At 71.2% G+C, this 22447-nt stretch carries 18 protein-coding genes; 14 read left to right on the forward strand and 4 right to left on the reverse strand.

Annotated elements, in window-relative coordinates; all coding sequences use genetic code 11:
* Positions 1-14: 14 nt before the first annotated feature.
* From ACFZCP_RS15955 to ACFZCP_RS15970, 4 genes are read left to right on the forward strand one after another with little or no spacing between them, the layout of a single operon-like run.
* On the forward strand, positions 15-758 hold the full coding sequence (locus tag ACFZCP_RS15955; RefSeq protein WP_391427627.1) for an ATP-binding cassette domain-containing protein: 744 nt from the start codon (positions 15-17) through the stop codon (positions 756-758).
* Positions 759-775: 17 nt separating this feature from the next.
* Positions 776-1705 (forward strand): transporter substrate-binding domain-containing protein, encoded by a 930-nt coding sequence (locus ACFZCP_RS15960; RefSeq protein WP_391427628.1) that lies wholly within the window; start codon positions 776-778, stop codon positions 1703-1705.
* Between the two features lie 11 nt (positions 1706-1716).
* The gene (locus ACFZCP_RS15965) at positions 1717-2361 is read left to right on the forward strand and encodes an ABC transporter permease subunit (protein WP_391427629.1); all 645 of its coding nucleotides are present in this window, start codon (positions 1717-1719) and stop codon (positions 2359-2361) included.
* Positions 2358-3239 carry an amino acid ABC transporter permease gene (locus ACFZCP_RS15970; RefSeq protein ID WP_362683200.1) on the forward strand — a complete coding sequence of 294 codons (882 nt, stop codon included), beginning with the start codon at positions 2358-2360 and terminating at the stop codon, positions 3237-3239. Before ACFZCP_RS15965 ends, ACFZCP_RS15970 begins: the two co-directional genes overlap by 4 nt.
* Before the next feature lie 48 nt (positions 3240-3287).
* On the opposite strand, the gene ACFZCP_RS15975 is transcribed toward ACFZCP_RS15970, so the two are convergent.
* Positions 3288-4853: an alpha/beta fold hydrolase gene (locus ACFZCP_RS15975; protein ID WP_391427630.1), complete on the reverse strand. Its 1566-nt coding sequence runs from the start codon at positions 4851-4853 to the stop codon at positions 3288-3290.
* Between the two features lie 106 nt (positions 4854-4959).
* Positions 4960-5712 carry a hypothetical protein gene (locus ACFZCP_RS15980; protein WP_391427631.1) on the reverse strand — a complete coding sequence of 251 codons (753 nt, stop codon included), beginning with the start codon at positions 5710-5712 and terminating at the stop codon, positions 4960-4962.
* Between the two features lie 142 nt (positions 5713-5854).
* Between ACFZCP_RS15980 and ggt the strand changes: the two genes are divergently transcribed.
* Positions 5855-7654: a gamma-glutamyltransferase gene (ggt, locus tag ACFZCP_RS15985; RefSeq protein ID WP_391427632.1), complete on the forward strand. Its 1800-nt coding sequence runs from the start codon at positions 5855-5857 to the stop codon at positions 7652-7654.
* Positions 7655-7657: 3 nt separating this feature from the next.
* On the opposite strand, the gene ACFZCP_RS15990 is transcribed toward ggt, so the two are convergent.
* Together ACFZCP_RS15990 and map are read right to left on the reverse strand one after the other, a co-directional pair.
* On the reverse strand, positions 7658-10225 hold the full coding sequence (locus ACFZCP_RS15990) for an AAA family ATPase (protein ID WP_391427633.1): 2568 nt from the start codon (positions 10223-10225) through the stop codon (positions 7658-7660).
* A gap of 194 nt (positions 10226-10419) precedes the next feature.
* On the reverse strand, positions 10420-11196 hold the full coding sequence (gene map, locus ACFZCP_RS15995) for a type I methionyl aminopeptidase (RefSeq protein ID WP_391427634.1): 777 nt from the start codon (positions 11194-11196) through the stop codon (positions 10420-10422).
* A 63-nt stretch (positions 11197-11259) separates the two neighbouring features.
* Here map and ACFZCP_RS16000 point away from each other — a divergent pair, with 63 nt between their 5' ends.
* The 9 genes from ACFZCP_RS16000 to ACFZCP_RS16040 all read left to right on the forward strand — a co-directional run bounded on the left by ACFZCP_RS16000 (position 11260) and on the right by ACFZCP_RS16040 (position 22430).
* Complete coding sequence (locus ACFZCP_RS16000) at positions 11260-11511, forward strand: helix-turn-helix transcriptional regulator (protein WP_362683182.1); 252 nt, start codon at positions 11260-11262, stop codon at positions 11509-11511.
* A gap of 149 nt (positions 11512-11660) precedes the next feature.
* Positions 11661-13292, forward strand: a complete 1632-nt coding sequence (locus tag ACFZCP_RS16005; protein WP_391427635.1) for a hypothetical protein — start codon at positions 11661-11663, stop codon at positions 13290-13292.
* Positions 13293-13450: 158 nt separating this feature from the next.
* Positions 13451-14293: a nitrilase-related carbon-nitrogen hydrolase gene (locus ACFZCP_RS16010; RefSeq protein ID WP_362683176.1), complete on the forward strand. Its 843-nt coding sequence runs from the start codon at positions 13451-13453 to the stop codon at positions 14291-14293.
* Entirely contained in the window at positions 14290-15573 is a 1284-nt protein-coding gene (locus ACFZCP_RS16015; protein WP_362683173.1) for an aspartate aminotransferase family protein, read from the forward strand. Before ACFZCP_RS16010 ends, ACFZCP_RS16015 begins: the two co-directional genes overlap by 4 nt.
* Before the next feature lie 59 nt (positions 15574-15632).
* Entirely contained in the window at positions 15633-17231 is a 1599-nt protein-coding gene (locus ACFZCP_RS16020; RefSeq protein ID WP_362683170.1) for a PucR family transcriptional regulator ligand-binding domain-containing protein, read from the forward strand.
* Positions 17232-17386: 155 nt separating this feature from the next.
* Entirely contained in the window at positions 17387-18229 is an 843-nt protein-coding gene (locus ACFZCP_RS16025; protein WP_391427636.1) for a nitrilase-related carbon-nitrogen hydrolase, read from the forward strand.
* 75 nt (positions 18230-18304) lie between these two features.
* Positions 18305-19708, forward strand: coding sequence for a dihydropyrimidinase (hydA, locus tag ACFZCP_RS16030; protein WP_391427637.1), 1404 nt, complete (start codon positions 18305-18307; stop codon positions 19706-19708).
* A gap of 11 nt (positions 19709-19719) precedes the next feature.
* Positions 19720-20739 carry a TIGR03842 family LLM class F420-dependent oxidoreductase gene (locus tag ACFZCP_RS16035; protein WP_391427638.1) on the forward strand — a complete coding sequence of 340 codons (1020 nt, stop codon included), beginning with the start codon at positions 19720-19722 and terminating at the stop codon, positions 20737-20739.
* 152 nt (positions 20740-20891) lie between these two features.
* Entirely contained in the window at positions 20892-22430 is a 1539-nt protein-coding gene (locus ACFZCP_RS16040) for an NCS1 family nucleobase:cation symporter (RefSeq protein WP_391427639.1), read from the forward strand.
* Positions 22431-22447: the final 17 nt, after the last annotated feature.

Genomic DNA, 22447 nt, shown 5'->3' on the forward strand with positions numbered 1-22447 from the left:
GAGTAGGGCTGCGGATGGCCGTCGATCCGTTGATCGAGCTGCGTGACGTCAACAAGTACTACGGAGACCTGCATGTCCTGCAGGACATCGACCTCACCGTCGCCAGGGGTGAGGTGGTCGTGGTCATCGGCCCGTCCGGATCGGGAAAGTCGACGCTGTGCAGGACGATCAACCGGCTGGAGACCATCCACTCCGGGACGATCAGGCTGGACGGGCAGCCACTGCCCGAGGAGGGAAGGGCCCTCGCCCGGCTCCGTGCCGAGGTCGGCATGGTCTTCCAGTCCTTCAACCTCTTCGCCCACAAGACCGTCCTGCAGAACGTCTCCCTCGCCCAGGTCAAGGTCCGAAGACGCGGGAGGGAGGAGGCCGACCGCCGCTCCCGGGAACTCCTGGACCGGGTCGGCCTGCTGAACCAGGCCGGCAAGTACCCGGCACAGCTCTCCGGCGGCCAGCAGCAGCGCGTGGCCATCGCCCGCGCCCTCGCCATGGAGCCCAAGGCCCTGCTGTTCGACGAGCCCACCTCCGCCCTCGACCCCGAGATGATCAACGAGGTGCTGGAGGTCATGCGGCAGCTGGCCCGCGAGGGCATGACCATGGTCGTCGTCACCCATGAGATGGGCTTCGCCCGCTCCGCCGCCAACCGGGTCGTCTTCATGGCCGACGGCCGGATCGTCGAGGACCGCAGCCCGGAGGAGTTCTTCACCAACCCGCGCAGCGTACGCGCCAAGGACTTCCTCTCCAAGATCCTCAAGCACTGACCGGGGGAGTGCGACCCATGTCCCGTACCACCCGTGTGCCCCGCACCCGCCACGCCCTGCGTGCCCTCCTCGGGGCGGTCGCGCTGCTCGCCGCCGCCTGCGGCAGGGAAGGCAGCCCGCCCGGCAAGGGCCCGGCGACCGACAGGCTCCCCGTCTACCAGGTGGCCAAGGACTTCAGCCTGCCCGGCTCCCCTACCTGGACGCGCGCGAAGAAGCGCGGACACCTCGTCGTCGGCGCCAAGGAGGACCAGCCCTACCTCGGCGAGAAGGACCCGGCGACCGGCGCCTACTCCGGCTTCGACATCGAGATCGCCAGAATGATGTCGGCCTCCCTCGGCTTCGACCCGAAGACGATCCGCTTCAGGACCATCGCCTCCGCCAACCGCGAAACCGCCCTGCAGAACGGCCAGATCGACTACTACGTCGGCACCTACACCATCAACGACAACCGCAAGAAGCTCGTCGGCTTCGCCGGCCCCTACTACATGGCCGGCCAGTCCCTGCTCGTCCGCAAGGACGAGAAGGACATCCACGGACCGCAGGACCTCGACGGCAAACGCGTCTGCTCGGCGGCCGGTTCGACGCCCTACCAGCGCATCAGAGCCGACTATCCGAAGGCGATCCCGGTCGCCTACGACACCTACTCCGTGTGCGTCGACAACCTGCTCACCTACCAGGTCGACGCGGTCACCACCGACGACGCCATCCTCATCGGCTACGCGGCCAAGGCGCCGGACGAACTCAAGGTCGTCGGCAAGCCCTTCTCGAAGGAGCCGTACGGCATCGGCGTCCCGCGCGGCGACAACGCCCTGCGCTTCGCCCTCGACGACGCACTGGAGGCACGCGAGAAGAACGGCGACTGGAAGAAGGCCTACGAGGCGACGCTCGGCCTGTCCGGCGTGCCCGCACCCCACCCGCCCGCGATCGACCGCTACCCGGCGAGCTGAGCGAGGACGGCATGAACGTACTGAAAGACAACCTCTCGACCTACTGGGAGGGGTTCCTCGGCACGGTCCGACTGACCGTCTACTCCTCCCTGCTGGCGCTGGTGCTCGGTTTCGTGACGGCGGCCTTCCGGGTCGCGCCCCTCGCCTCCCTGCGCCTCTTCGGCACCGCGTGGGTCACGGTCCTGCGCAACACACCGCTGACCCTGTTGTTCTTCGCGGTTCTCCTCGGACTGCCCCGGTTCGGACTCGTGCTGCCCTTCGAGGTGTTCGCGGTCCTCGCCCTCGGCTGCTACACCTCCGCGTTCATCTGCGAGGTGCTGCGCTCCGGCATCAACACCGTTCCCACCGGGCAGGGCGAGGCCGCCCGCAGCCTCGGCATGAACTTCCGCCAGACCCTGTCCCTGGTGGTGCTGCCGCAGGCGTTCCGGTCGGTGATCCCGCCGGTCGGCTCCACGCTCATCGCGCTCGCCAAGAACTCGGCGATCGCGGGCGCGTTCAGCGTCACCGAACTGCTCGGCACCTACAAGACCATCAACGAACTCGGCTACAACATCGTGTGGACCTTCGTCTGGATCGCTGTCGGCTACCTGATCATCACGCTCGGCATCAGCGCCCTGTTCCATCTGCTGGAACGGACGTGGGGGCTTGCCCGGTGAGCGGGGCAGCGAGCGCGCTGTACGACATCCCGGGGCCCGCCACCAGGCGACGCCACAGGGCCTACGGGGTGCTGTCCACCGTCGTCCTTCTCGCGCTGGCCGCCTGGATCCTGTATCTCCTCCTCGACACCGGCCAGTTCGCCTCCACCAAGTGGAGGCCCTTCGCCTACAAGGGCATCCAGGAACTGCTCCTGCGCGGCCTCGGCAACACCCTCAAGGCGTTCTCGATCGCGGCCGTCTGCTCGCTGGCCCTCGGCGGGCTGCTGGCGACCGGAAGGCTCTCGGACCACCGGCCGGTGCGCCTGCTCGCCACCGTCGTCGTGGAGTTCTTCCGTGCCATGCCCGTGCTGGTGATGATCTTCTTCATCTTCGTGGCGCTGAAGGCACAGCCGCTGACCGCACTCGTCGCCGGGCTCACCCTCTACAACGGCTCGGTGCTCGCCGAGGTCTTCCGCTCCGGCGTGAACGCCGTCGAACGCGGCCAGCAGGAGGCGGCGTTCGCGCTCGGCATGCGCAAGACCCAGGTGATGGCGCACGTCCTCGTACCGCAGGCCGTACGGGCCATGCTGCCCGCCATCATCAGCCAGTTGGTGGTGGCCCTGAAGGACACCTCCCTCGGCTATCTCATCACCTACGAGGAGTTCCTCCACGCCGGGAAGCTCATCGCGTCGAACCTCGACTACGATTTGCCCTTCATCCCCGTGGTGATGGTGATCTCGCCGATCTACATCGGGATGTGCATGCTGCTCTCGTGGTTCGCCGGCTGGGTGTCCCGCCGTGAGCAGCGCAGTCCCAAGACCGAAGCCGTGGTTCTCGCCGCGGCCGACCCTGGGACGCTGCTGCCGGGTGGGGTGCCCCCCACGGCCCCGAGACCGTAGGGGGGTGGCAGTTCACACGGGCCAGGCTCGTCCGGCGGCAGCCGGAGATCACTGCTCGCGCACGGGGACGGACACGTACGACGGGTCGTCCGAGGGCGAGGAGAAGGTCAGCTGCGCGCCGGACGGGTTGTGCTCGATGTACAACGGGTCGACCGTGTCGACCACCAGCGCGAGGCGGTGCCCGGCGGGGACGTCGTAGGCCGTGGAGAACAGGTCCAGGTCCACGTCGAACGGCTCGCCGGGCGTCCGCCCGTGCCAGGTGTAGGGCGCGTTGGTGACCAGCTTGCCGAATCCGAGCGGGCCCACGTCGTAGAGGTAGGCGACGAGGGTGCCGCTCTCCTTGGTCGGGGTGAGCGTGGTGTGCAGCGAGGCCGTTCCGCGCACCTGCTGGGCCGTGCCGTACCGCTCCGACTGCCACACGGCCGCCCAGCGCCGCGGAAGCAGCGGGATCGAGGCGACGGGCGGCAGCTGGGCGACCTGGTCCAGGATGCTGGAGAGGAAGACGATCCCGCCGTCCGCGCCGGAGTCGATGTTCGCGTGGATCGTGGTGGAGCCCGCCAGCTCGACCTTCCGGCGGGTCGCACCGACCGACTTCCAGTCCGGGTAGCCCTCGTATCCCCCCGCGCTACGGGACTTCAGCTGGACGGGCTGTTCGCGGTCGATGCCGTTGTCGGCGCCCTTGAGGTAGTGGTCGAGCCAGCGGCCGGTGTCCGTCCACACGTCGTTGGGCAGCCCGAACAGGCCGGTCATCTCGGCGGTCGCGTGGTCGCCGGGGCGCAGCTCCAGCCGCTTGGGGACGGTGAGCTTCTCGTAGAAGTCGGCGTACTGGTTGGCCGGGAAGACCGTGTCGCCCCAGGCGTTGGCGAGCAGGACCGCGGCGCCGTTCCTGTTCAGCTGGTCGATGTAGGTCGCGGCCGAGCGCTTCTTGCCCCAGTCGATCATCTCCTGTTCCTTGTCCAGGTTGGACGAGTACAGGTTGTCGAAGATCTCGCGCAGTTCGGGGCTCTCGCGGCCGGTGAGGGTGCCCGCGCCGTCCAGTACGGCGGCCGCCTGGACGTGCTGGGTGCGGCCCGAGTAGATGGAGGCGATCAGGTCGGCCCAGCCGCTGAGCGCGGCCACGGCCTTGATCCGCTTGTCGTGGGCGGCGGCGAGGAGGCTGATGCCGGCGCCGTAGGAGACGCCCGCCATGCCGATGTGCTGCGGGTCCGCAGGGGTGTTGGCCAGTGCCCAGTCGATGACCTTGGATGCGTCCGCTATGTCGGGCGGACCCGCGACTTCTATCTGGCCGCACGACTGCCAGAAGCCGCGCACGTTGTAGGTGAGTACCACATAGCCGGAGTCGGCGAGCTTCTGCGCCTGGGCGAGATACTCCACCTGCGGCAGGCCCCAGCTCGTGGGCAGCACCACGAGCGGGTAGCGGTGCGAGCCGTCGGCGTCCGCGGGCGCGACGACGTTCGCCTTCAGTACGGTGCCGCCGTCGCCGGTGATGTCCACGAAGCGGACGGACGGCGCGGCTTGGGCGGCCGGAGCCAGGCCGACGACGGTTCCGGCGATCAGCGCCGCGCACACGGCGCCGACGGCCGAGGTGCGCAAGCTGGTGCGACCGCGTCCCATGGGTCACTCCTCACTCGTGTAAGTACAAAGTGACCCGACGGTAACCGGCCAGGCTTACCGTAAGTAACCCGTCGGTAAGTTACGTGCCGGTAAAGATTGTTGAACGCTACGACGCCCGGTGCGAGGTGCGCGCCGTCTCCGTCGCCGGAAGGGGTGCCTGCGCCGCCCTCGTCACATCCCCGACCAGCTCGACGAGGTCGGGGCCGTACGCCTGGGAGTTCACCACCTTCAGCAGCAGCACGAAGGAGCCGGTGCCGTGCTTGCGGCTCAGCCGCTCGTGGTTGCGGGCGAGATAGCGGGTGGCGGCCTGGTTGGTGATGGCCCGCTGCCCGCAGAAGAGGAACACCGGGCGGGTCTGCCGGCCCGCGGTCAGGCGCGCCAGCAGCACGTACTCGGTGACCCCCGGCTCCATGCGGTACCGCTCGCCGCCGATCTGGAAGGCGCCCCGGTCCGGGCCGGGTTCGGCGTCGACGTTCATGCGTACGCCCGGCAGCATGGCGGCCATGTGGGCCGCCATCCGGCGGTTCGACGCCGGGCCGCCCAAGCAGAACTCGGTGCGCTCGCCGAACCCCTGCTGCGGCGCGTCCTGCGTGACCATCTGCATGTGGGCTCCGCAGTCCTTGATCAGCGCGGAGAGTTCCAGCAGCGCGAAGACGTCGAAGCGGTGCACGGCCGGCTCGGAGGTGGCCGGGTCGCGGTTGACCACGAGCAGGGACTCGGAGTTCTCCGGCAGGCCGAAGAAGTCCTGCTTGCGCCGCAGCTTGCGCCTCCACAGACAGGTGCGGGCGAGCCAGCCGAGCGCGGCACTGATGCCGGCCGCTATGACGCCCAGGACGATATTGCGCACGTCGTCGTTCATGGCCGCGCATGCTAGCGGGCCCGATCAACGGATACGCACCGGCGTTCGATCCGTGATGTTCGTGCGACGGACGCTCCAGGCGTACTGTCGGGGTGACGGCAATCTCGTTAGGCTGCGCGGACTGTCCCGACGGGAGGTTCGGATGGGTCGTCCTGGCACGCGGAAACTGGCGGTTCTGGCGGTCTCGGCCGCCATGGTTTCGGTAGGGGCGGCGGCGCCCCACACCGCCACGAGCAAGACACCCACGAAGGTTCCGGTGGCCGTCGGATACGGCGGCGCCGTGGCGAGCGTCGACGCGGACGCCTCGGCCGCCGGCATCGAGGTGCTCAAGAAGGGCGGCAACGCGGTCGACGCGGCCGTCGCCACCGCGGCCGCGCTCGGCGTCACCGAGCCCTACTCGGCCGGCATCGGCGGAGGCGGCTACTTCGTCTACTACGACGCCAAGTCCCGTACGGTGCACACCGTCGACGGCCGCGAGACCGCGCCGCTGACCGCCGACTCGCACCTCTTCGTGGAGAACGGCAAACCGCTCGCCTTCGCCGACGCGGTCAGCAGCGGCCTGAGCGTCGGCACGCCGGGCACGCCCGCCACCTGGCAGAGGGCACTGGACCAGTGGGGCAGCAGGAGCCTCGGTACGGTCCTGAAACCGGCCGAGCGCATCGCCCGCGACGGCTTCACGGTGGACGACACCTTCCGCTCGCAGACCGCGTCCAACGAGACCCGGTTCCGCTACTTCCCGGACACCGCCGCGCTGTTCCTGCCGGGCGGCCGGCTCCCGGCCGTCGGCTCCACCTTCAAGAACCCCGACCTGGCCCGGACCTACCAGGAGCTGGCCGGCAAGGGCGTCGGCGCGATCTACCACGGCGACCTCGGCCAGGACATCGTCGACACGGTGAACAAGCCGCCGGTGGATCCCGGTTCCGGCTGGAACGCCCGCCCCGGCAGGCTCTCCGAGAAGGACCTGGCCGCCTACCGCGCCAAGCTCCAGAGCCCCACGCAGACCTCGTACCGCGGTCTGCAGGTGTACTCCATCGCGCCCTCCTCCTCGGGCGGCACCACGGTCGGCGAGGCGCTCAACATCCTGGAGAACAGCGACCTTTCGAAGGCGAGCGAGGTGCAGTACCTGCACCACTACATCGAGGCCAGCCGGATCGCCTTCGCCGACCGCGGGCGCTGGGTCGGCGACCCCGCCTTCGAGGACGTACCGACGAAGCAGCTGCTCTCACAGCGGTTCGCGGACTCGCGGGCCTGCCTGATCGCGGACGACGCGGTGCTCACCAGCCCGCTCGCACCCGGCGACCCGCGCCGCCCCGCCGCCTGCGCCACCGGCGGCAAGGCCGCCCCGACCACGTACGAGGGCGAGAACACCACCCACCTCACCGTGGCCGACAAGTGGGGCAACGTCGTCTCCTACACGCTCACCATCGAGCAGACCGGCGGCAGCGGCATCACCGTGCCCGGCCGGGGCTTCCTGCTCAACAACGAGCTGACCGACTTCTCCTTCACCCCGGCCAGCCCGGCCGTGCACGACCCGAACCTGCCGGGACCGGGCAAGCGGCCGCGCTCGTCCATCTCGCCGACCATCGTCCTCGACCGGCACGACAGGCCCGTGGTGGCGCTCGGCTCGCCCGGCGGCGCGACCATCATCACCACCGTCCTGCAGACCCTGACCGGGTTCCTCGACCGGCATCTGCCGCTGGTCGACGCCATCGCCGCACCGCGCGCCAGCCAGCGCAACGCGGCGAAGACCGAGCTGGAACCCGCCCTCTACAACAGCGAGCTGAGAGGCAAGCTGGAGGCCATCGGGCACTCCTTCTCGCTCAACCCCGAGATCGGCGCGGCGACCGGCGTGCAGAGGCTGCCCGGCGGCAAGTGGCTGGCCGCCGCCGAGAAGGTACGGCGTGGCGGCGGCTCGGCGATGGTGGTGGATCCGGCGCCCTGACCGTCAGTCCCGCGGAGCGGGCGGCCTGGTCTCGTCCGGGCGGGCGGCCGCATCGGCCGCCTGCGCACGGAAGTCCAGCCGCCCGCCCTGCACGTCCACCCTGACCCGGCCGCCGTGGGAGATCGTGCCGTCCAGCAGCAGCCGGGACAGCTGGTTGTCGACCTCCCGCTGGATGGTGCGGCGCAGCGGGCGGGCACCGTACTCGGGCTGGTAGCCGTGCTCGGCGATCCAGTCCACGGCTGCGTCCGTGAACTCGACGCCGACGCCCTGCCCGTCCAGCAGCCGGCGGGTGTGCTCCAGCAACAGATCGGTGATCTGCCGCAGTTGCTCGCTCGTCAGCTGCCGGAAGACCACGACCTCGTCGATCCGGTTCAGGAACTCCGGCCGGAAGTGCTCGCGCAGCGGCCGCAGGATCTGCTCGCGCCGCGCCTCCTCGTCGGCGTCCGCACCGCCCGGCCCGAAGCCGATCCCGGCACCGCGCCGGGTGATCGCCTCGGAGCCCAGGTTGCTGGTCATCACGATGACCGTGTTGGTGAAGTCCACCGTGCGGCCCTGGGAGTCGGTGAGCCGGCCGTCGTCCAGGACCTGCAGGAGGATGTTGAAGACGTCCGGGTGGGCCTTCTCCACCTCGTCGAGGAGCAGCAGCGAGTACGGGTGCCTGCGCACCACCTCGGTGAGCTGCCCGGCCTCCTCGTGACCGACGTACCCGGGCGGGGCGCCGATCAGCCGGGAGACCGTGTGCCGCTCCTGGTACTCGCTCATGTCGAGCCGGACCATCCGGTCCTCGCTGCCGAACAGGGCCTCGGCCAGCGCCCGGGCCAGCTCGGTCTTGCCGACGCCCGTCGGGCCGAGGAAGAGGAAGCTGCCGATGGGGCGGTCGGGGCTGGAGAGCCCGGCGCGGGAGCGTAGCACGGCCTCGGCGACCACGGCGACCGCCTGCTCCTGGCCGACCACCCGCTGGTGCAGATGCGCCTCCAGGCCGAGCAGCCGCTCCTTCTCCTCCTGGGTCAGACGGCTGACCGGGATGCCGGTCTGCCGGGACACCACCTCGGCGATGGCCTCCGCCGTCACCTCCAGGTTCAGCCCCTCGTCGGCCTCGTCGCCGCCGCTGGCCTCGGCGATCCGCCGCTTCAGCTCGCCGATCCGGTCGCGCAACTGCGTGGCCTGCTCGTACTGTTCGTCGGCGACCGCCTGGTCCTTGTCCCGGACCAGCTGCTCGGTCTCGCGCTCCATCGTGCGGACGTCCGTGCCCTTGGTGCGGGCGCCCAGGCGCACCCGCGCGCCCGCCTGGTCGATCAGGTCGATGGCCTTGTCCGGCAGCCGGCGGTCGGTGAGATAGCGGTCGGACAGCTCCACCGCGGCCACCAGCGCCTCGTCCGTGTAGCGGACCTGGTGGTGGGCTTCGTACCGGTCGCGCAGCCCGCGCAGGATCTCGACGGTGTCCTCGGTCGTCGGCTCGGGCACCAGGATCGGCTGGAACCGGCGCGCCAGCGCCGCGTCCTTCTCGATCCGCCGGTACTCCTCCAGCGTGGTGGCGCCCACGATGTGCAGCTCGCCCCGGGCGAGCGCGGGCTTGAGGATGTTGCTCGCGTCCATCGCGCCGCCCTCGCCGCCCGAACCGGCGCCCACGACGGTGTGCAGCTCGTCGATGAACACGATCAGGCGCTCCGAGTGGGCGCGGATCTCCTCGACGATGTTGTTCAGGCGCTCCTCGAAGTCGCCCCGGTAACGGGTGCCCGCGACGACGCCGGTCAGGTCCAGGGCGACCACCCGCCGCCCGGCCAGGATGTCCGGCACGTCCCCGTCGGCGATCCGCTCCGCGAGCCCCTCGACGATGGCCGTCTTGCCGACCCCCGCGTCGCCGATCAGCACGGGGTTGTTCTTCCCGCGCCGGGACAGGATCTCGATGGTCTGCTCGATCTCCTCGTCGCGGCCGATGACCGGGTCGACGCGGCCCTCGCGGGCCAGGTCGGTCAGATCGCGGCCGTACTTGTCGAGGGTCGGCGTGCCGGTGGGCCGCTGTCGCTCCGGGCGCGCCTGGGTGACCTCCGGGGCCTCCGGCGGCAGGGCGCCCGCAGGGAAGTGGGCCGCGTTCAGGATGTGCCCGGCCGCCGAGTCCGGGTTCGCCGCCAGCGCGCTCAGCACGTGCTCCGGGCCGATGTACCCGGCACCGCTGGCCCGTGCCATGTCGTGCGCGTCCAGCAGCGCGCGCTTGACGGCCGGGGTGAGGGACAGCGACGTCGGCGGCGGCGCCTCGCCCGGCGGGTGCTGGACGGGGCCCGCCCGGTCGTCGATCTCCGTGGCCAGCGAGTCCGGGTCCGTACCCGCCCGGCTGAGCAGGCTCCGGGTCGGCTCGGCGGCGATCGCCGCACGCAGCAGGTGCTCGGTGTCCAGGTCCCGGCTGCCGTGCTCGGCGGCGTACCGCGCGGCGCCTCTGACCAGCTCGCGGGCCGGCTGGCTGAGCAGACGGCCGATGTCGATGTGGCGGGGACCGGTGCCTCCGCCGCCGGCTCCGCCGAGATAGCGGCCCAGGAATTCACCGAAGGGGTCAGGAGGATAGCCGTTGGTCATGGCGTTCCGTTCCTTTGGTGCGCTTTGCTAACACCTTGGCACGGATGCCTGCGGCTGGCATGTGCGGGGCGCCTGTGGCGCGGGGACCCGTGCCACAGGCCGGCCGCGGGTCTCGTCGTGGCCGCGCGTCCGGTTCCCCGCGTCCCTGGGGTCCTGGCTCCCTGCGTCCCCGAGGGGCCCGGTCCACCCGCCCCTCAGGGGGTTTCGCGCGCCGTCAGGATCCTGGGGCCGTTCTCCGTGATCGCCACCGTGTGCTCCGCGTGGGCCGCCCGGGAGCCGTCGGCGGTGCGCAGGGTCCAGCCGTCGTCCGCCTCGTAGTAGGCGTCCTTGCCGCTCGCGATCAGCATCGGCTCGATCGCCAGGACCATGCCGTGGCGCAACGGGAGACCCCGGCCGGGGCGGCCCTCGTTGGGGACGTCCGGGTCCTCGTGCATGCGGCGGCCCACGCCGTGGCCGCCGAAGCCGGACGGGATGCCGTAGCCGGCCGTGCGGCACACCCGGCCGACGGCGTGCGCGATGTCGCCGATGCGGTTGCCGACGACGGCCGCCTCGATGCCGGCCGCCAGGGCGCGCTCGGCGGCGTCGACCAGGTCCAGGTCCGCCCGGCGCGGGCGGCCGACCGTGAAGCTGATCGCCGAGTCGCCCGCCCAGCCGTCCAGGACGGCGCCGCAGTCGACGGAGACCAGGTCGCCGTCGCGCAGGCGGTAGCGGGTGGGGATGCCGTGCACGATCGCGTCGTTGACCGACGCGCAGATCACCGCGGGGAAGGCCGTCGTGGCGAAGGGGGGGCGGTAGCCGAGGAACGGCGAGGAGGCCCCGGCCTCGCGCAGCACCTCTCGTGCGACCTCGTCCAGGTCCAGCAGGGCCACGCCGACGTCGGCGGCCTCTCGTACGGCCGTCAGGGCTCGCCCGACGACCTGGCCCGCCGCGTGCATCGCGTCGACCGACGCGTCCGTCTTCATCTCCACCATGCCAATTACTATACCGGTATTTGAATGGGGTGCGTGCGACGGGTCGGTATTAGAATGGGTGCCATGGTGCGGACCCCTCTCACTCCCGAAGAGCGCGAACGCGGCGAACGGCTCGGGCAACTGCTGCGCGAGGCCCGCGGCGGGCGGAGCATGGCCGAGGTCGCGGCCGAGGCGGGCGTCTCGGCCGAGACGCTCCGCAAGATCGAGACCGGACGGGCGCCGACGCCGGCCTTCTTCACGGTGGCCGCGCTGGCCGGGGTGCTCGGGCTGTCCATGGACGAGCTGGTCGCCCTGTGTGCGCCGGTGGGCGTCTGAGGCGCGCCCGGCGACGGGTGGCGCGCGCAGGGGACGGGATTCCGTCAAGAGCCCCTTGCCCTCTGCTCGAAAACTGTGCGTAGCAAGCCCGTAACACAACTGGTGTTGCCTACCGATCGGAGTGCTGGCGGTCGGGCGGGAGTCGGGCGATGGCGGTGGATCAACTCCCCGGTGCGATCAGGGAGTTCGCGAACTACCTGGACGCCCTGCTGGGGCGCCTGGATCAGGGCGCAGGCTGGTGTGGGGTCTTCTGGCAGCGCGACCCGGAAGGTATGCAGGCCTGTCTCGACGGGCGTGAGGTGCCGCCCTGGGACGTACTGGAGGCGCTGCTGCAGGACCTGGCGGCGGCGTACGGCCCCGCCGCGGCCGGCGCGGAGGGAGAGAGGGCCCGCCCCCTGCACACGGCCGCCGTCCGCGCGTACGACGCCCTGCCCGGAGCCCGGGACGCCCTCGCCGACCGTCTCGGCGTCATGCTCCGCGAGCAGCGGTACGCCGCCGAGCGTCAGGCCGAACTGGGCGGTCTGCTCACGGCGGCGGCCACCCACGAGGAGGCCGACGCCCTCCGCGTCGACCTGGCCTGGGCCCGCGACGACCACGACAGGGCGAGCGCCCGGTGCGCCGAACTCCGCCGGCGGATGGCGGAGTCGGACCGCAGGACGACGGCATTACCGCTGCGCGAGCCGCCGGCCGCCGGCCACGACGGAATGCGCGGCATGTCCGTGGAGGGTTCGGATGGACGGCGCGGCATGTCCGTGAAGGGCCCCGGCGGGCGCTCCGGCGTGTCTGCGGACGGCATCTACAAAAGGCCCGGGACGGTCGCGGACGGCCCCGAGGCGTGGTTCTCCGCACCGGCCGCCGCCCAGGCTCCTCGGCCTGCCGCCGAGGCCCCTCAGCCCACCGCATCCCCCGCCCCCGAGGTCCTATCCACCACCCCTGAGTTCGTATCTCCCGCCCCTGAGTTCGCATCTCCCACTCGGGAGGCCGCTGTTGCGCCCGCCACCGAGGCGAGCGCCCCGGCGAGAGCCCGCAGGCGTCGCCGGGGCAGTGCGCGGTTCGCCGGGATGGCCGAGGACGAGGGGACACCGGCCGCCCTACCGCAGACCGCTGCCGCGCCCGTGCCGCAGGCGCCTGCCGGGCGGCGTGCGCCGCGAGGGGCCCGCTTCGCGGGGGCGGGGGAGGCCGTCGCACCGGCACAGCCGTCCGTGGCCGGGGCGGTCCCCGGCGCGCAGGCGGACGGCGCGGCGCGGGACGGCGCGGCGGGGGCGGCCGTGGCCGGCGCCGTCGACAGTCTCGGGCGGCTGCGGGCCCAGGGGCGCAGCGGCGAGGCGCATGCGCTGCTGGCCGAGATCGCGCACTGGCCCGCCGCGCGCCTCCCGCTGCTCGCGGACGGTCTGCACCGCGCCGGGCTCGGCGCCGACTGGGCCACACTGCTGTGGGAGGCCGCCTCGCTGCCCGCCGAGCGGCTGGTCGCCGCCGCGGACGCCCTGGTGGCGGCCGGCAGGGCCGCGGACGGGCAGCAGATGCTGCGGCAGGGCGTCGCCCGGCCGGCCGCGGAGATCGGCGCCGCCGTGCTCGCGCTGGACGGCGAGGGCCGGGCGAGGGAGGTGCGCGCCCTGCTCGACGCCTACGTCCGCGTCCGCACCCCCGAGGAGGCCGCCCGCAGCGCCGCCGCCGGCCCCGGCCGGCTCGTCCCGCTCCTCCTCCAGGCCGCCCTCGGCGTCTCGGAGGAGCGCCACTGGGACCTGGTCCACGCCGTGCGGGTGGCCGGGTTCACCGCCTGACCGGCCACGCCGCTCACCCTATGGAGTGCGAAACGGGTTCGACTCCGCGGGTTGACGACGATGGTCTTGGCAAGGACCTTCAGGAGGCTTACGTTCGTGCCTCTACGGGCCGTTTCTACGGGCGTAGAGGCTCGGACGTCGCGTCGAAGGAGCAGCTCATGGCCAACGTCGTACGTGCCGCACTGGTCCAGGCCACCTGGACCGGCGACACCGGGTCCATGGTGGCGAAACACGAGGAACACGCCCGCGAGGCGGCCCGCCGGGGCGCACAGGTCATCGGATTCCAGGAAGTCTTCAACGCCCCCTACTTCTGCCAGGTCCAGGAGCCGGAGCACTACCGCTGGGCCGAGCCGGTGCCCGACGGCCCGACGGTGCGCCGGATGCAGGAACTCGCCCGCGAGACCGGCATGGTGATCGTCGTACCGGTCTTCGAGGTCGAGCAGTCCGGGTTCTACTACAACACCGCCGCCGTCATCGACGCCGACGGCACCTACCTCGGCAAGTACCGCAAGCACCACATCCCGCAGGTCAAGGGCTTCTGGGAGAAGTACTACTTCAAGCCCGGCAACCTGGGCTGGCCGGTGTTCGACACCGCCGTCGGCAAGATCGGCGTCTACATCTGCTACGACCGGCACTTCCCGGAGGGCTGGCGCCAACTGGGGCTGAACGGCGCCCAGCTGGTCTACAACCCCTCCGCCACCCACCGCGGACTCTCCTCCTACCTGTGGCAGCTGGAGCAGCCCGCCGCGGCGGTCGCCAACGAGTACTTCATCGCCGCCATCAACCGGGTCGGCCAGGAGGAGTACGGGGACAACGACTTCTACGGCACCTCGTACTTCGTCGACCCGCGCGGGCAGTTCGTCGGCGACGTCGCCAGTGACAAGACCGAGGAACTCCTCGTCCGTGACCTGGACTTCGACCTCATCGAGCAGGTGCGGCAGCAGTGGGCGTTCTACCGCGACCGCCGTCCCGACGCCTACGAAGGGCTGGTGCAGCCGTGAACGACCTCTACTCCCGCCACCGCAGTGTCCTTCCCGACTGGCTCGCCCTCTACTACGACGAGCCGCTGGAGATCACCCACGGCGAGGGCCGCCACGTGTGGGACTCCGCGGGCAACAGGTACCTGGACTTCTTCGGCGGCATCCTGACCACGATGACCGCGCACGCCCTGCCCGAGGTGACCAAGGCGGTCGGCGAGCAGGCCGGGCGGATCGTCCACTCCTCGACGCTCTACCTCAACCGGCCGATGGTCGAGATGGCCGAGCGCGTCGCCCAGGTGAGCGGCATCCCGGACGCCCGCGTCTTCTTCACCACCTCCGGCACCGAGGCCAACGACACCGCCCTGCTGCTCGCCACCACCCACCGGCGCAGCAACACGGTCCTGGCCATGCGCAACAGCTACCACGGCCGTTCCTTCAGCACCGTCGGCATCACCGGCAACCGCAGCTGGTCCCCGACCTCGCTGTCCCCGCTGCAGACCCTCTACGTCCATGGCGGCGTCCGCACCCGCGGCCCGTACGCCGACCTGGACGACGACGCCTTCATCGACGCCTGTGTCGCCGACCTCAAGGACATCCTCGGCCACACCCGGCCGCCGGCCGCACTGATCGCCGAACCCATCCAGGGCGTGGGCGGGTTCACCTCACCGCCGGACGGGCTGTACGCGGCGTTCCGCGACGTGCTCCAGGAACACGGGATCCTGTGGATCGCCGACGAGGTGCAGACCGGCTGGGGCCGCACCGGCGAGCACTTCTGGGGCTGGCAGGCGCATGCCCGCAGCGGTCCGCCGGACATCGTCACCTTCGCCAAGGGCATCGGCAACGGCATGTCCATCGGCGGGGTGATCGCCCGCGCCGAGATCATGAACTGCCTGGACGCCAACAGCATTTCGACGTTCGGCGGCACCCAGATCACCATGGCCGCCGGACTCGCCAACCTCGGCTACCTCCTCGAACACGACCTGCAGGGCAACGCCCGCCGCGTCGGCGGCCTGCTCATCGAGCGGCTGCGCGCCGTCACCGCCCAGCTGCCCGGGGTGCGCGAGGTGCGCGGCCGCGGCCTGATGATCGGTATCGAGCTGGTCAGGCCCGGGACGGACGAGGCCGATCCGCAGGCGGCGTCCGCGGTCCTGGAGGCGGCGCGCGAGGGCGGCCTGCTCATCGGCAAGGGGGGCGGCCACAACACCAGCGCCCTGCGCATCGCCCCGCCGCTGTCCTTGACCGTCGCGGAGGCCGAGGAGGGCGCGGCGATCCTCGAACGCGCGCTGCGCAGCGCCTGCTAGCGGCGCGCACGGAACGGGAGCAGCTTGCGAAGCACGTACCAGAGAGCAGGTGCACGGCCATGACCACCACCGGGCAGTCCCGCCACACCGGCTGGCAGTCGCTCGAACCGGCCCTGTCCGTGCGCCAGGTGCTCACCCTGGAACGGGTCCAGGCCGGGGAGCCCGAGGTGGTGGCCGGAGCCGGGCAGCTCGACCGGCCGGTGCGCTGGGTGCACGTCGCCGAGGCCGCCGATGTCGGCGTGATGCTCAGCGGCGGCGAAATGGTGCTCACCACCGGGGTGCTGCTCGCCGGCGACGAGGCCCGGCAGGCCGAGTACATCCAGTCCCTGCACCGTGCGGAGGCCGCCGCGGTGGTCCTCGGCCTCGGGAGGGCGTTCCCCGCGCCGCCCGAGGTGATGCGCCGGGCCGCCGAGCGGTGCGGGCTGCCGATGGTCGTCCTGCACCGGCCCTTCCCCTTCGCCGAGCTGACCGAGGAGGTCCAGTCCCGGCTGGTACGGCGGAAGTTCGCCGCCGTCAGCCTGTCGGAGACCGTACGGACCGCGCTCACCGGGCTGATCACCGCGGGCGCACCCCTCGGGCACCTGCTCGACGAGGTCGCCCAGCACAGCGGCTGCCCGGTCGTCGTCACCAACCTCGCCCACCGGGTCCTCGCCACGGCGGGGGAGCGGCCGGCCGTGGACGACGTGCTGCGCGACTGGGAGCGCATCGCCCGGCAGGCCGGCGGCCGCCGGGGCGACGGCTGGATCCGCGCCGAGCTGGGCGGCCGCGGGGAGCGGTGGGGCGAGCTGCTGCTGTGCGGGTACCGCGGCGACGCGACGACCGGCCGGCTGCTCGCCGACCGGGCGGCCGAGGCCCTCGTCCTGCACCGCATGCTCGCCGGCCACTCGGCGCACAGCTGGGAGGAGCAGTCCGCGCAGGGCCTGTTGACCGACCTGGTCTCCGGGGTCGTACCCGCCCGGCAGCTGCTGCCGAGGGCACGCGCCGCCGGACTTCCCGTGAACCGGCGGACGTTCGTGCCCCTGGTCGTCCCCGGCGGCGATCCGGCCCTGCTGGACCGGGTGCTGCGCATGCTGGGGCTGTCCGGGCTGGTCGCCGAGCTGGCGGACGGTGCCACCGCCGTCCTGCTGAGCCTCGCCCGTGACCAGCAGGCAGAGGCGCTGACCGCGCACTTCGCGGCACGGCTGCGCACCGAGACCGGGGCGCAGGCCACCGTGGTCGCCGCCGCCGGTCCGCGCACCGGCTGGGACGACGTGCCCGCGGGACTGCGCGAGGCGCAGCATGTCGCCGACGCCGTGGCCGCCCCCCTCGCCGACGAGCGGGCCGCCCTCGGCCTGCCGGCCGTCGTCCGGCTGCGGGACGTCCATCTGCGCGGTCTGATCCGGCTGCTCAGGGACGATCCGCAGGTGCAGTCGTTCGCCGAGCGGGAGCTGGACGGACTGCTGTGCGATGCGGACCAGGAGCTGCTGAACGTGCTGCGGACCTATCTGGCGACCGGCCGCAACAAGTCCCGCACCGCCCAGCTCCACCATGTCTCCCGGCCCGCCCTGTACCGCCGTCTGGAGGCGATACAGACCCGGCTGGGCGTCGACCTGGACGACTTCGAGCAGGCCGCCTCCGTGCACATCGCCCTCCTCGCGCATGACGCGCAACAGGGATGAAACATGCCACGACCTGGGAGAACGGCGGTGAAACATGGGCTTGCCGAAGCGTGACACAGTGGCACGCCAAGCGCCCGCAAGCGTGACACGCTGCCACTCAAAGGGGCCGTGCGGACTTCCTAGGCTCACCGGACACCGAGCTACCGGAGGTCCCGATGAGCCGAGTGATCCGTGCCGCCCTGTTCCAGACCGCCTGGACCGGCGACAAGGAATCCATGATCCAGGTCCACGAGCAGGCGGCCCGCGACGCGGCCGCACAGGGCGCCCAGGTCCTGTGCTTCCAGGAGCTGTTCTACGGCCCCTACTTCTGCCAGGTCCAGGACAAGGCCTTCTACGAGTACGCCGAGCAGATCCCGGGCGGCCCCACCGTCCAGCGCTTCCAGGCGCTCGCGCGGGAACTGGGCCTCGTCCTCGTCCTGCCCATGTACGAGGAGGAGCAGCCGGGCGTCCTGTACAACACCGCGGCGGTGATCGACGCGGACGGCTCCTACCTCGGCAAGTACCGCAAGACCCACATCCCCCAGGTGCAGGGATTCTGGGAGAAGTTCTACTTCCGTCCCGGCAACAGCGGCTGGCCCGTCTTCGACACGGCCGTCGGGAGGATCGGCGTCTACATCTGCTACGACCGTCACTTCCCGGAGGGCTGGCGGGCGCTCGGCCTCGCCGGTGCCGAGATCGTCTTCAACCCCTCGGCCACCTCGCGCGGCCTGTCCCGCTACCTGTGGCAGCTGGAGCAGCCGGCGGCGGCGGCCGCCAACGAGTACTTCGTCGGCGCGATCAACCGGGTCGGTGTGGAGGACCTCGGCGACAACGACTTCTACGGCACCACGTACTTCGTGGACCCGGAGGCCCAGTTCGTCGGCGAGGCGGCGAGCGACAAGGAGACCGAACTCGTCGTCCGCGACCTGGACCTCGCCAAACTCCGCGAGGTCCGCGACCGCTGGCAGTTCTACCGCGACCGGGCCCCGGGCGCGTACGGACCGCTGACGGCGCCGTAAGCGCCCCGAAGGGGCGCGGGGAACTGCGCGATCAGCCACATCGGACCCGCACATGATCAACGAGGGAGTGGACCCATGACCGGCCGCACTGTCATCCGCGGTGGTCTCGTCATCACCGCGTCCGACGAGATCCACGCCGACGTCCTGATCGAGGACGGCCGCATTGCCGCCCTCGCCGCCTCGGGCACGCCCGCCGCCGAGGCGTTCACCGCCGAGCGGGTCGTGGACGCCACCGGGAAGTACGTCATCCCCGGCGGCGTCGACGCCCACACCCACATGGAGCTGCCGTTCGGCGGCACCTTCGCCTCCGACACCTTCGAGACCGGCACCCGGGCCGCCGCCTGGGGCGGGACGACCACCATCGTCGACTTCGCCGTGCAGAGCGTCGGCCACACCCTGCGCGAGGGCCTGGACGCCTGGCACGCCAAGGCCGAGGGCAACTGCACGATCGACTACGGCTTCCACATGATCGTCTCCGATGTGAACCAGGAGACGCTCAAGGAGATGGACCTGCTGGTCGAGGAGGGCGTCACCAGCTTCAAGCAGTTCATGGCCTACCCGGGCGTCTTCTACTCCGACGACGGCCAGATCCTGCGGGCCATGCAGCGCTCCGCCGACAACGGCGGCCTGATCATGATGCACGCCGAGAACGGCATCGCGATCGACGTCCTGGTCGAGCAGGCGCTGGCCCGCGGCGAGACCGACCCCCGCTACCACGGGGAGGTCCGCAAGGCCCTGCTGGAGGCCGAGGCCACCCACCGCGCCATCCGGCTCGCACAGGTCGCCGGAGCGCCCCTGTACGTCGTGCACGTCTCGGCCATGGAGGCGGTCGCCGAGCTGGCGCGGGCGCGCGACGAGGGGCTGAACGTCTTCGGCGAGACCTGCCCGCAGTACCTGTTCCTGTCCACCGACAACCTCGCCGAGCCGGACTTCGAGGGCGCCAAGTACGTGTGCAGCACACCCCTGCGGCCCAAGGAGCACCAGGCCAGGCTGTGGCAGGGCCTGCGCACCAACGACCTCCAGGTGGTCTCCACCGACCACTGCCCCTTCTGCTTCGTGGGCCAGAAGGAGCTGGGCCGCGGCGACTTCTCCAAGATCCCCAACGGCCTGCCCGGCGTCGAGAACCGCATGGACCTGCTCCACCAGGCCGTCGTCGACGGGCACATCTCCCGACGGCGCTGGATCGAGATCGCCTGCGCCACCCCGGCCCGTATGTTCGGCCTGTACCCGAAGAAGGGCACCATCACCCCGGGCGCCGACGCCGACGTCGTCATCTACGACCCGCACGCCGAGCAGGTCATGTCCGCCCGGACGCACCACATGAACGTCGACTACTCGGCGTACGAGGGCAGGCGGACCACCGGCCGGGTCGAGACCGTGCTCTCGCGCGGCGAGATGGTCATCACCGAGCGGGAGTACACCGGACACGCCGGACACGGCGCGTTCATCCCGCGCTCCACCTGCCAGTACCTCAACTAGGAGTCGCGCCCATGGACTTCGGACTCGTCCTGCAGACCGACCCGCCGGCCTCCCGCGTCATCAGCCTGATGAAACGGGCCGAGCGCAACGGCTTCACCTACGGCTGGACCTTCGACTCCGCCGTGCTGTGGCAGGAGCCGTTCGTGATCTACAGCCAGATCCTCTCCAACACCTCGAAACTGACGGTCGGCCCGATGGTGACCAACCCGGGCACCCGCACCTGGGAGGTCACCGCCTCCACCTTCGCCACCCTCAACGACATGTTCGGCAACCGCACCGTCTGCGGCATCGGCCGCGGCGACTCCGCGATGCGTGTCGCGGGCCGCAGGCCGAACACCCTGGCCCGGATCAGCGAGGCCATGAAGGTGATCCGCGCGCTGGGCCGGGGCGAGGAGGCCGACCTCGGCGGCACGGTGGTGAAGTTCCCCTGGATCAAGCCGGGCGCCGAGGTCCCCGTGTGGATGGCCGCGTACGGCCCCAAGGCCCTGAAGATGACCGGCGAGGAGGCCGACGGGTTCATCCTCCAGCTCTCCGACCTCTACCTGACCGAGTACATGGTCAAGGCCGTGAAGGACGCGGCCGTCGCCGCCGGCCGCGATCCGTCCGAGGTGAAGATCTGCGTCGCCGCCCCCGCCTACGTCACGGCGGACGACTCTCCCGAGGCGCTCGCCCACGCACGCGACCAGTGCCGCTGGTTCGGCGGCATGGTCGGCAACCACGTCGCCGACCTGGTCGCCAAGTACGGCGAGCACTCCTCCCAGGTCCCCGAGGAACTGACCGAGTACATCAAGGCACGGCAGGGCTACGACTACTCCCACCACGGCCGCAGCGACAACCCCGACACCGAGTTCGTGCCCGACGAGATCGTGGACCGGTTCTGTGTGATCGGCCCGCCCGACAAGCACGTCGAGAAACTCCACGTACTGCGCGAGCTGGGCGTCGACCAGTTCGCCGTGTACGACATGCACGACGCCCAGGAAGCCACCATCGACGCCTACGGCACGACGGTGATCCCGGCCGTCAACTCCTGAACCGCAGCACACCGGTTGATCGATCTCCCCCTTCCCGCCGTCCCGGGAAGGGGGCCAGGGCGCTTTCCCCTCACCCGGAGGCAGGGCGCACCCCCCCTCGGAGCCACCCGCACGGCCTCTCCCCGTCCCACCCCTCTCCGATTGGCCTGCCCATGACCGACACCGCTCCCACGGCCATACCGCCGACCGCCCAAGTCACCCTCACCGACGGCCGGGTGGAGATCGCCCCCGGTTCGCCGCAGCCCAGCGGCCCCTACGCCAACGAGGACCTGCTCCCCGTCCCCGTGGCGAAGCGCACCTGGACGACGTACAACTTCTCCGCGCTGTGGGTCGGCATGGCCCACAACACCGCCTCCTGGACCCTTGCCTCCGGACTGATCGCGGTCGGCATGGACTGGAAGCAGGCCGTCTTCACCATCGCCCTGGCCAACCTGGTCGTGCTGGTGCCGATGCTGCTCACCGGGCACGCCGGACCCAAGTACGGCATCCCCTTCCCGGTCTTCGCCCGCGCCGCCTTCGGGGTGCGCGGCGCCAACCTGCCGGCCGTCGTACGGGCGTTGGTGGCGTGCGGCTGGTTCGGCATCCAGACCTGGATCGGCGGCGAGGCGATCTACTTCCTCGCCGGGAAGCTGATCGGCGACAGCTGGGCGAACGCCACGCACATCGGTGGCTACGCCTGGACCATGTGGCTGTCGTTCGGCGTCTTCTGGGCCCTCCAGGTCGCCATCATCCACCGCGGTATGGAGACCATCCGCCGCTTCGAGAACTGGGCCGCGCCCTTCGTCCTCGTCGGCGCGTTCGTGATGCTGTGGTGGATGAGCAGCAAGGCGGGCGGCGTCGGCCCGCTGTTCGACCAGCCCTCCAGACTGGGCTGGGGCGGTGACTTCTGGAAGCTGTTCTGGCCCTCCCTGATGGGAATGATCGGCTTCTGGTCCACCCTGAGCCTGAACATCCCCGACTTCACCCGCTACGGCAGGAGCCAGAAGGCCCAGACCTGGGGCCAGGCGCTCGGCCTGCCGACCACGATGACCCTCTTCGCCTTCCTCTCCGTGCTCGTCACCTCCGGCTCGCAGGCGGTCTACGGCAAGCCCGTCTGGGACCCGGTACAGCTCGCCGCGAAGACGGACAACGTGGCCGGCCTGCTCTACGCCCTGGTCACCGTGCTGGTGGCCACCCTCTCCGTGAACATCGCGGCCAACCTGGTCTCCCCGGCCTTCGACTTCTCCAACGTCGCGCCGCGCAGGATCAGTTTCCGCACCGGCGCCCTGATCACCTCGGTGCTGGCCGTGCTGATCTTCCCGTGGAAGCTGTACTCCGACCCGCAGGGCTACATCTTCACCTGGCTCGGCCTGGTCGGCGGCCTGCTCGGCACGGTCGCGGGCATCCTCATCGCCGACTACTGGATCCTGCGCCGCACCCGTCTCGCCCTCGCCGACCTGTACCGCACGGGCGGCCGCTACTGGTACACGGGCGGCTGGAACTGGCGGGCGGTCGTCGCGTTCGTGGCCGGCGGCGTCCTCGCGGTCGGCGGCGCCGACTTCCACCCGCTGATCGACGGCCGGCCCGTCCCCGCCCTCAAACCGCTCGCCGACTACGGCTGGGCGGTGGGCCTCGGCACCTCGCTCGTGCTGTACCTGGCCCTGACGCTGCTGACCGGGCGGAGGGAGGACGAGACGGCGCAGGCCGTCTGAGCGCGGGCCGCCTGAAC

It is taken from the genome of Streptomyces sp. NPDC007971, assembly GCF_042958635.1.
Taxonomy (GTDB): domain Bacteria; phylum Actinomycetota; class Actinomycetes; order Streptomycetales; family Streptomycetaceae; genus Streptomyces.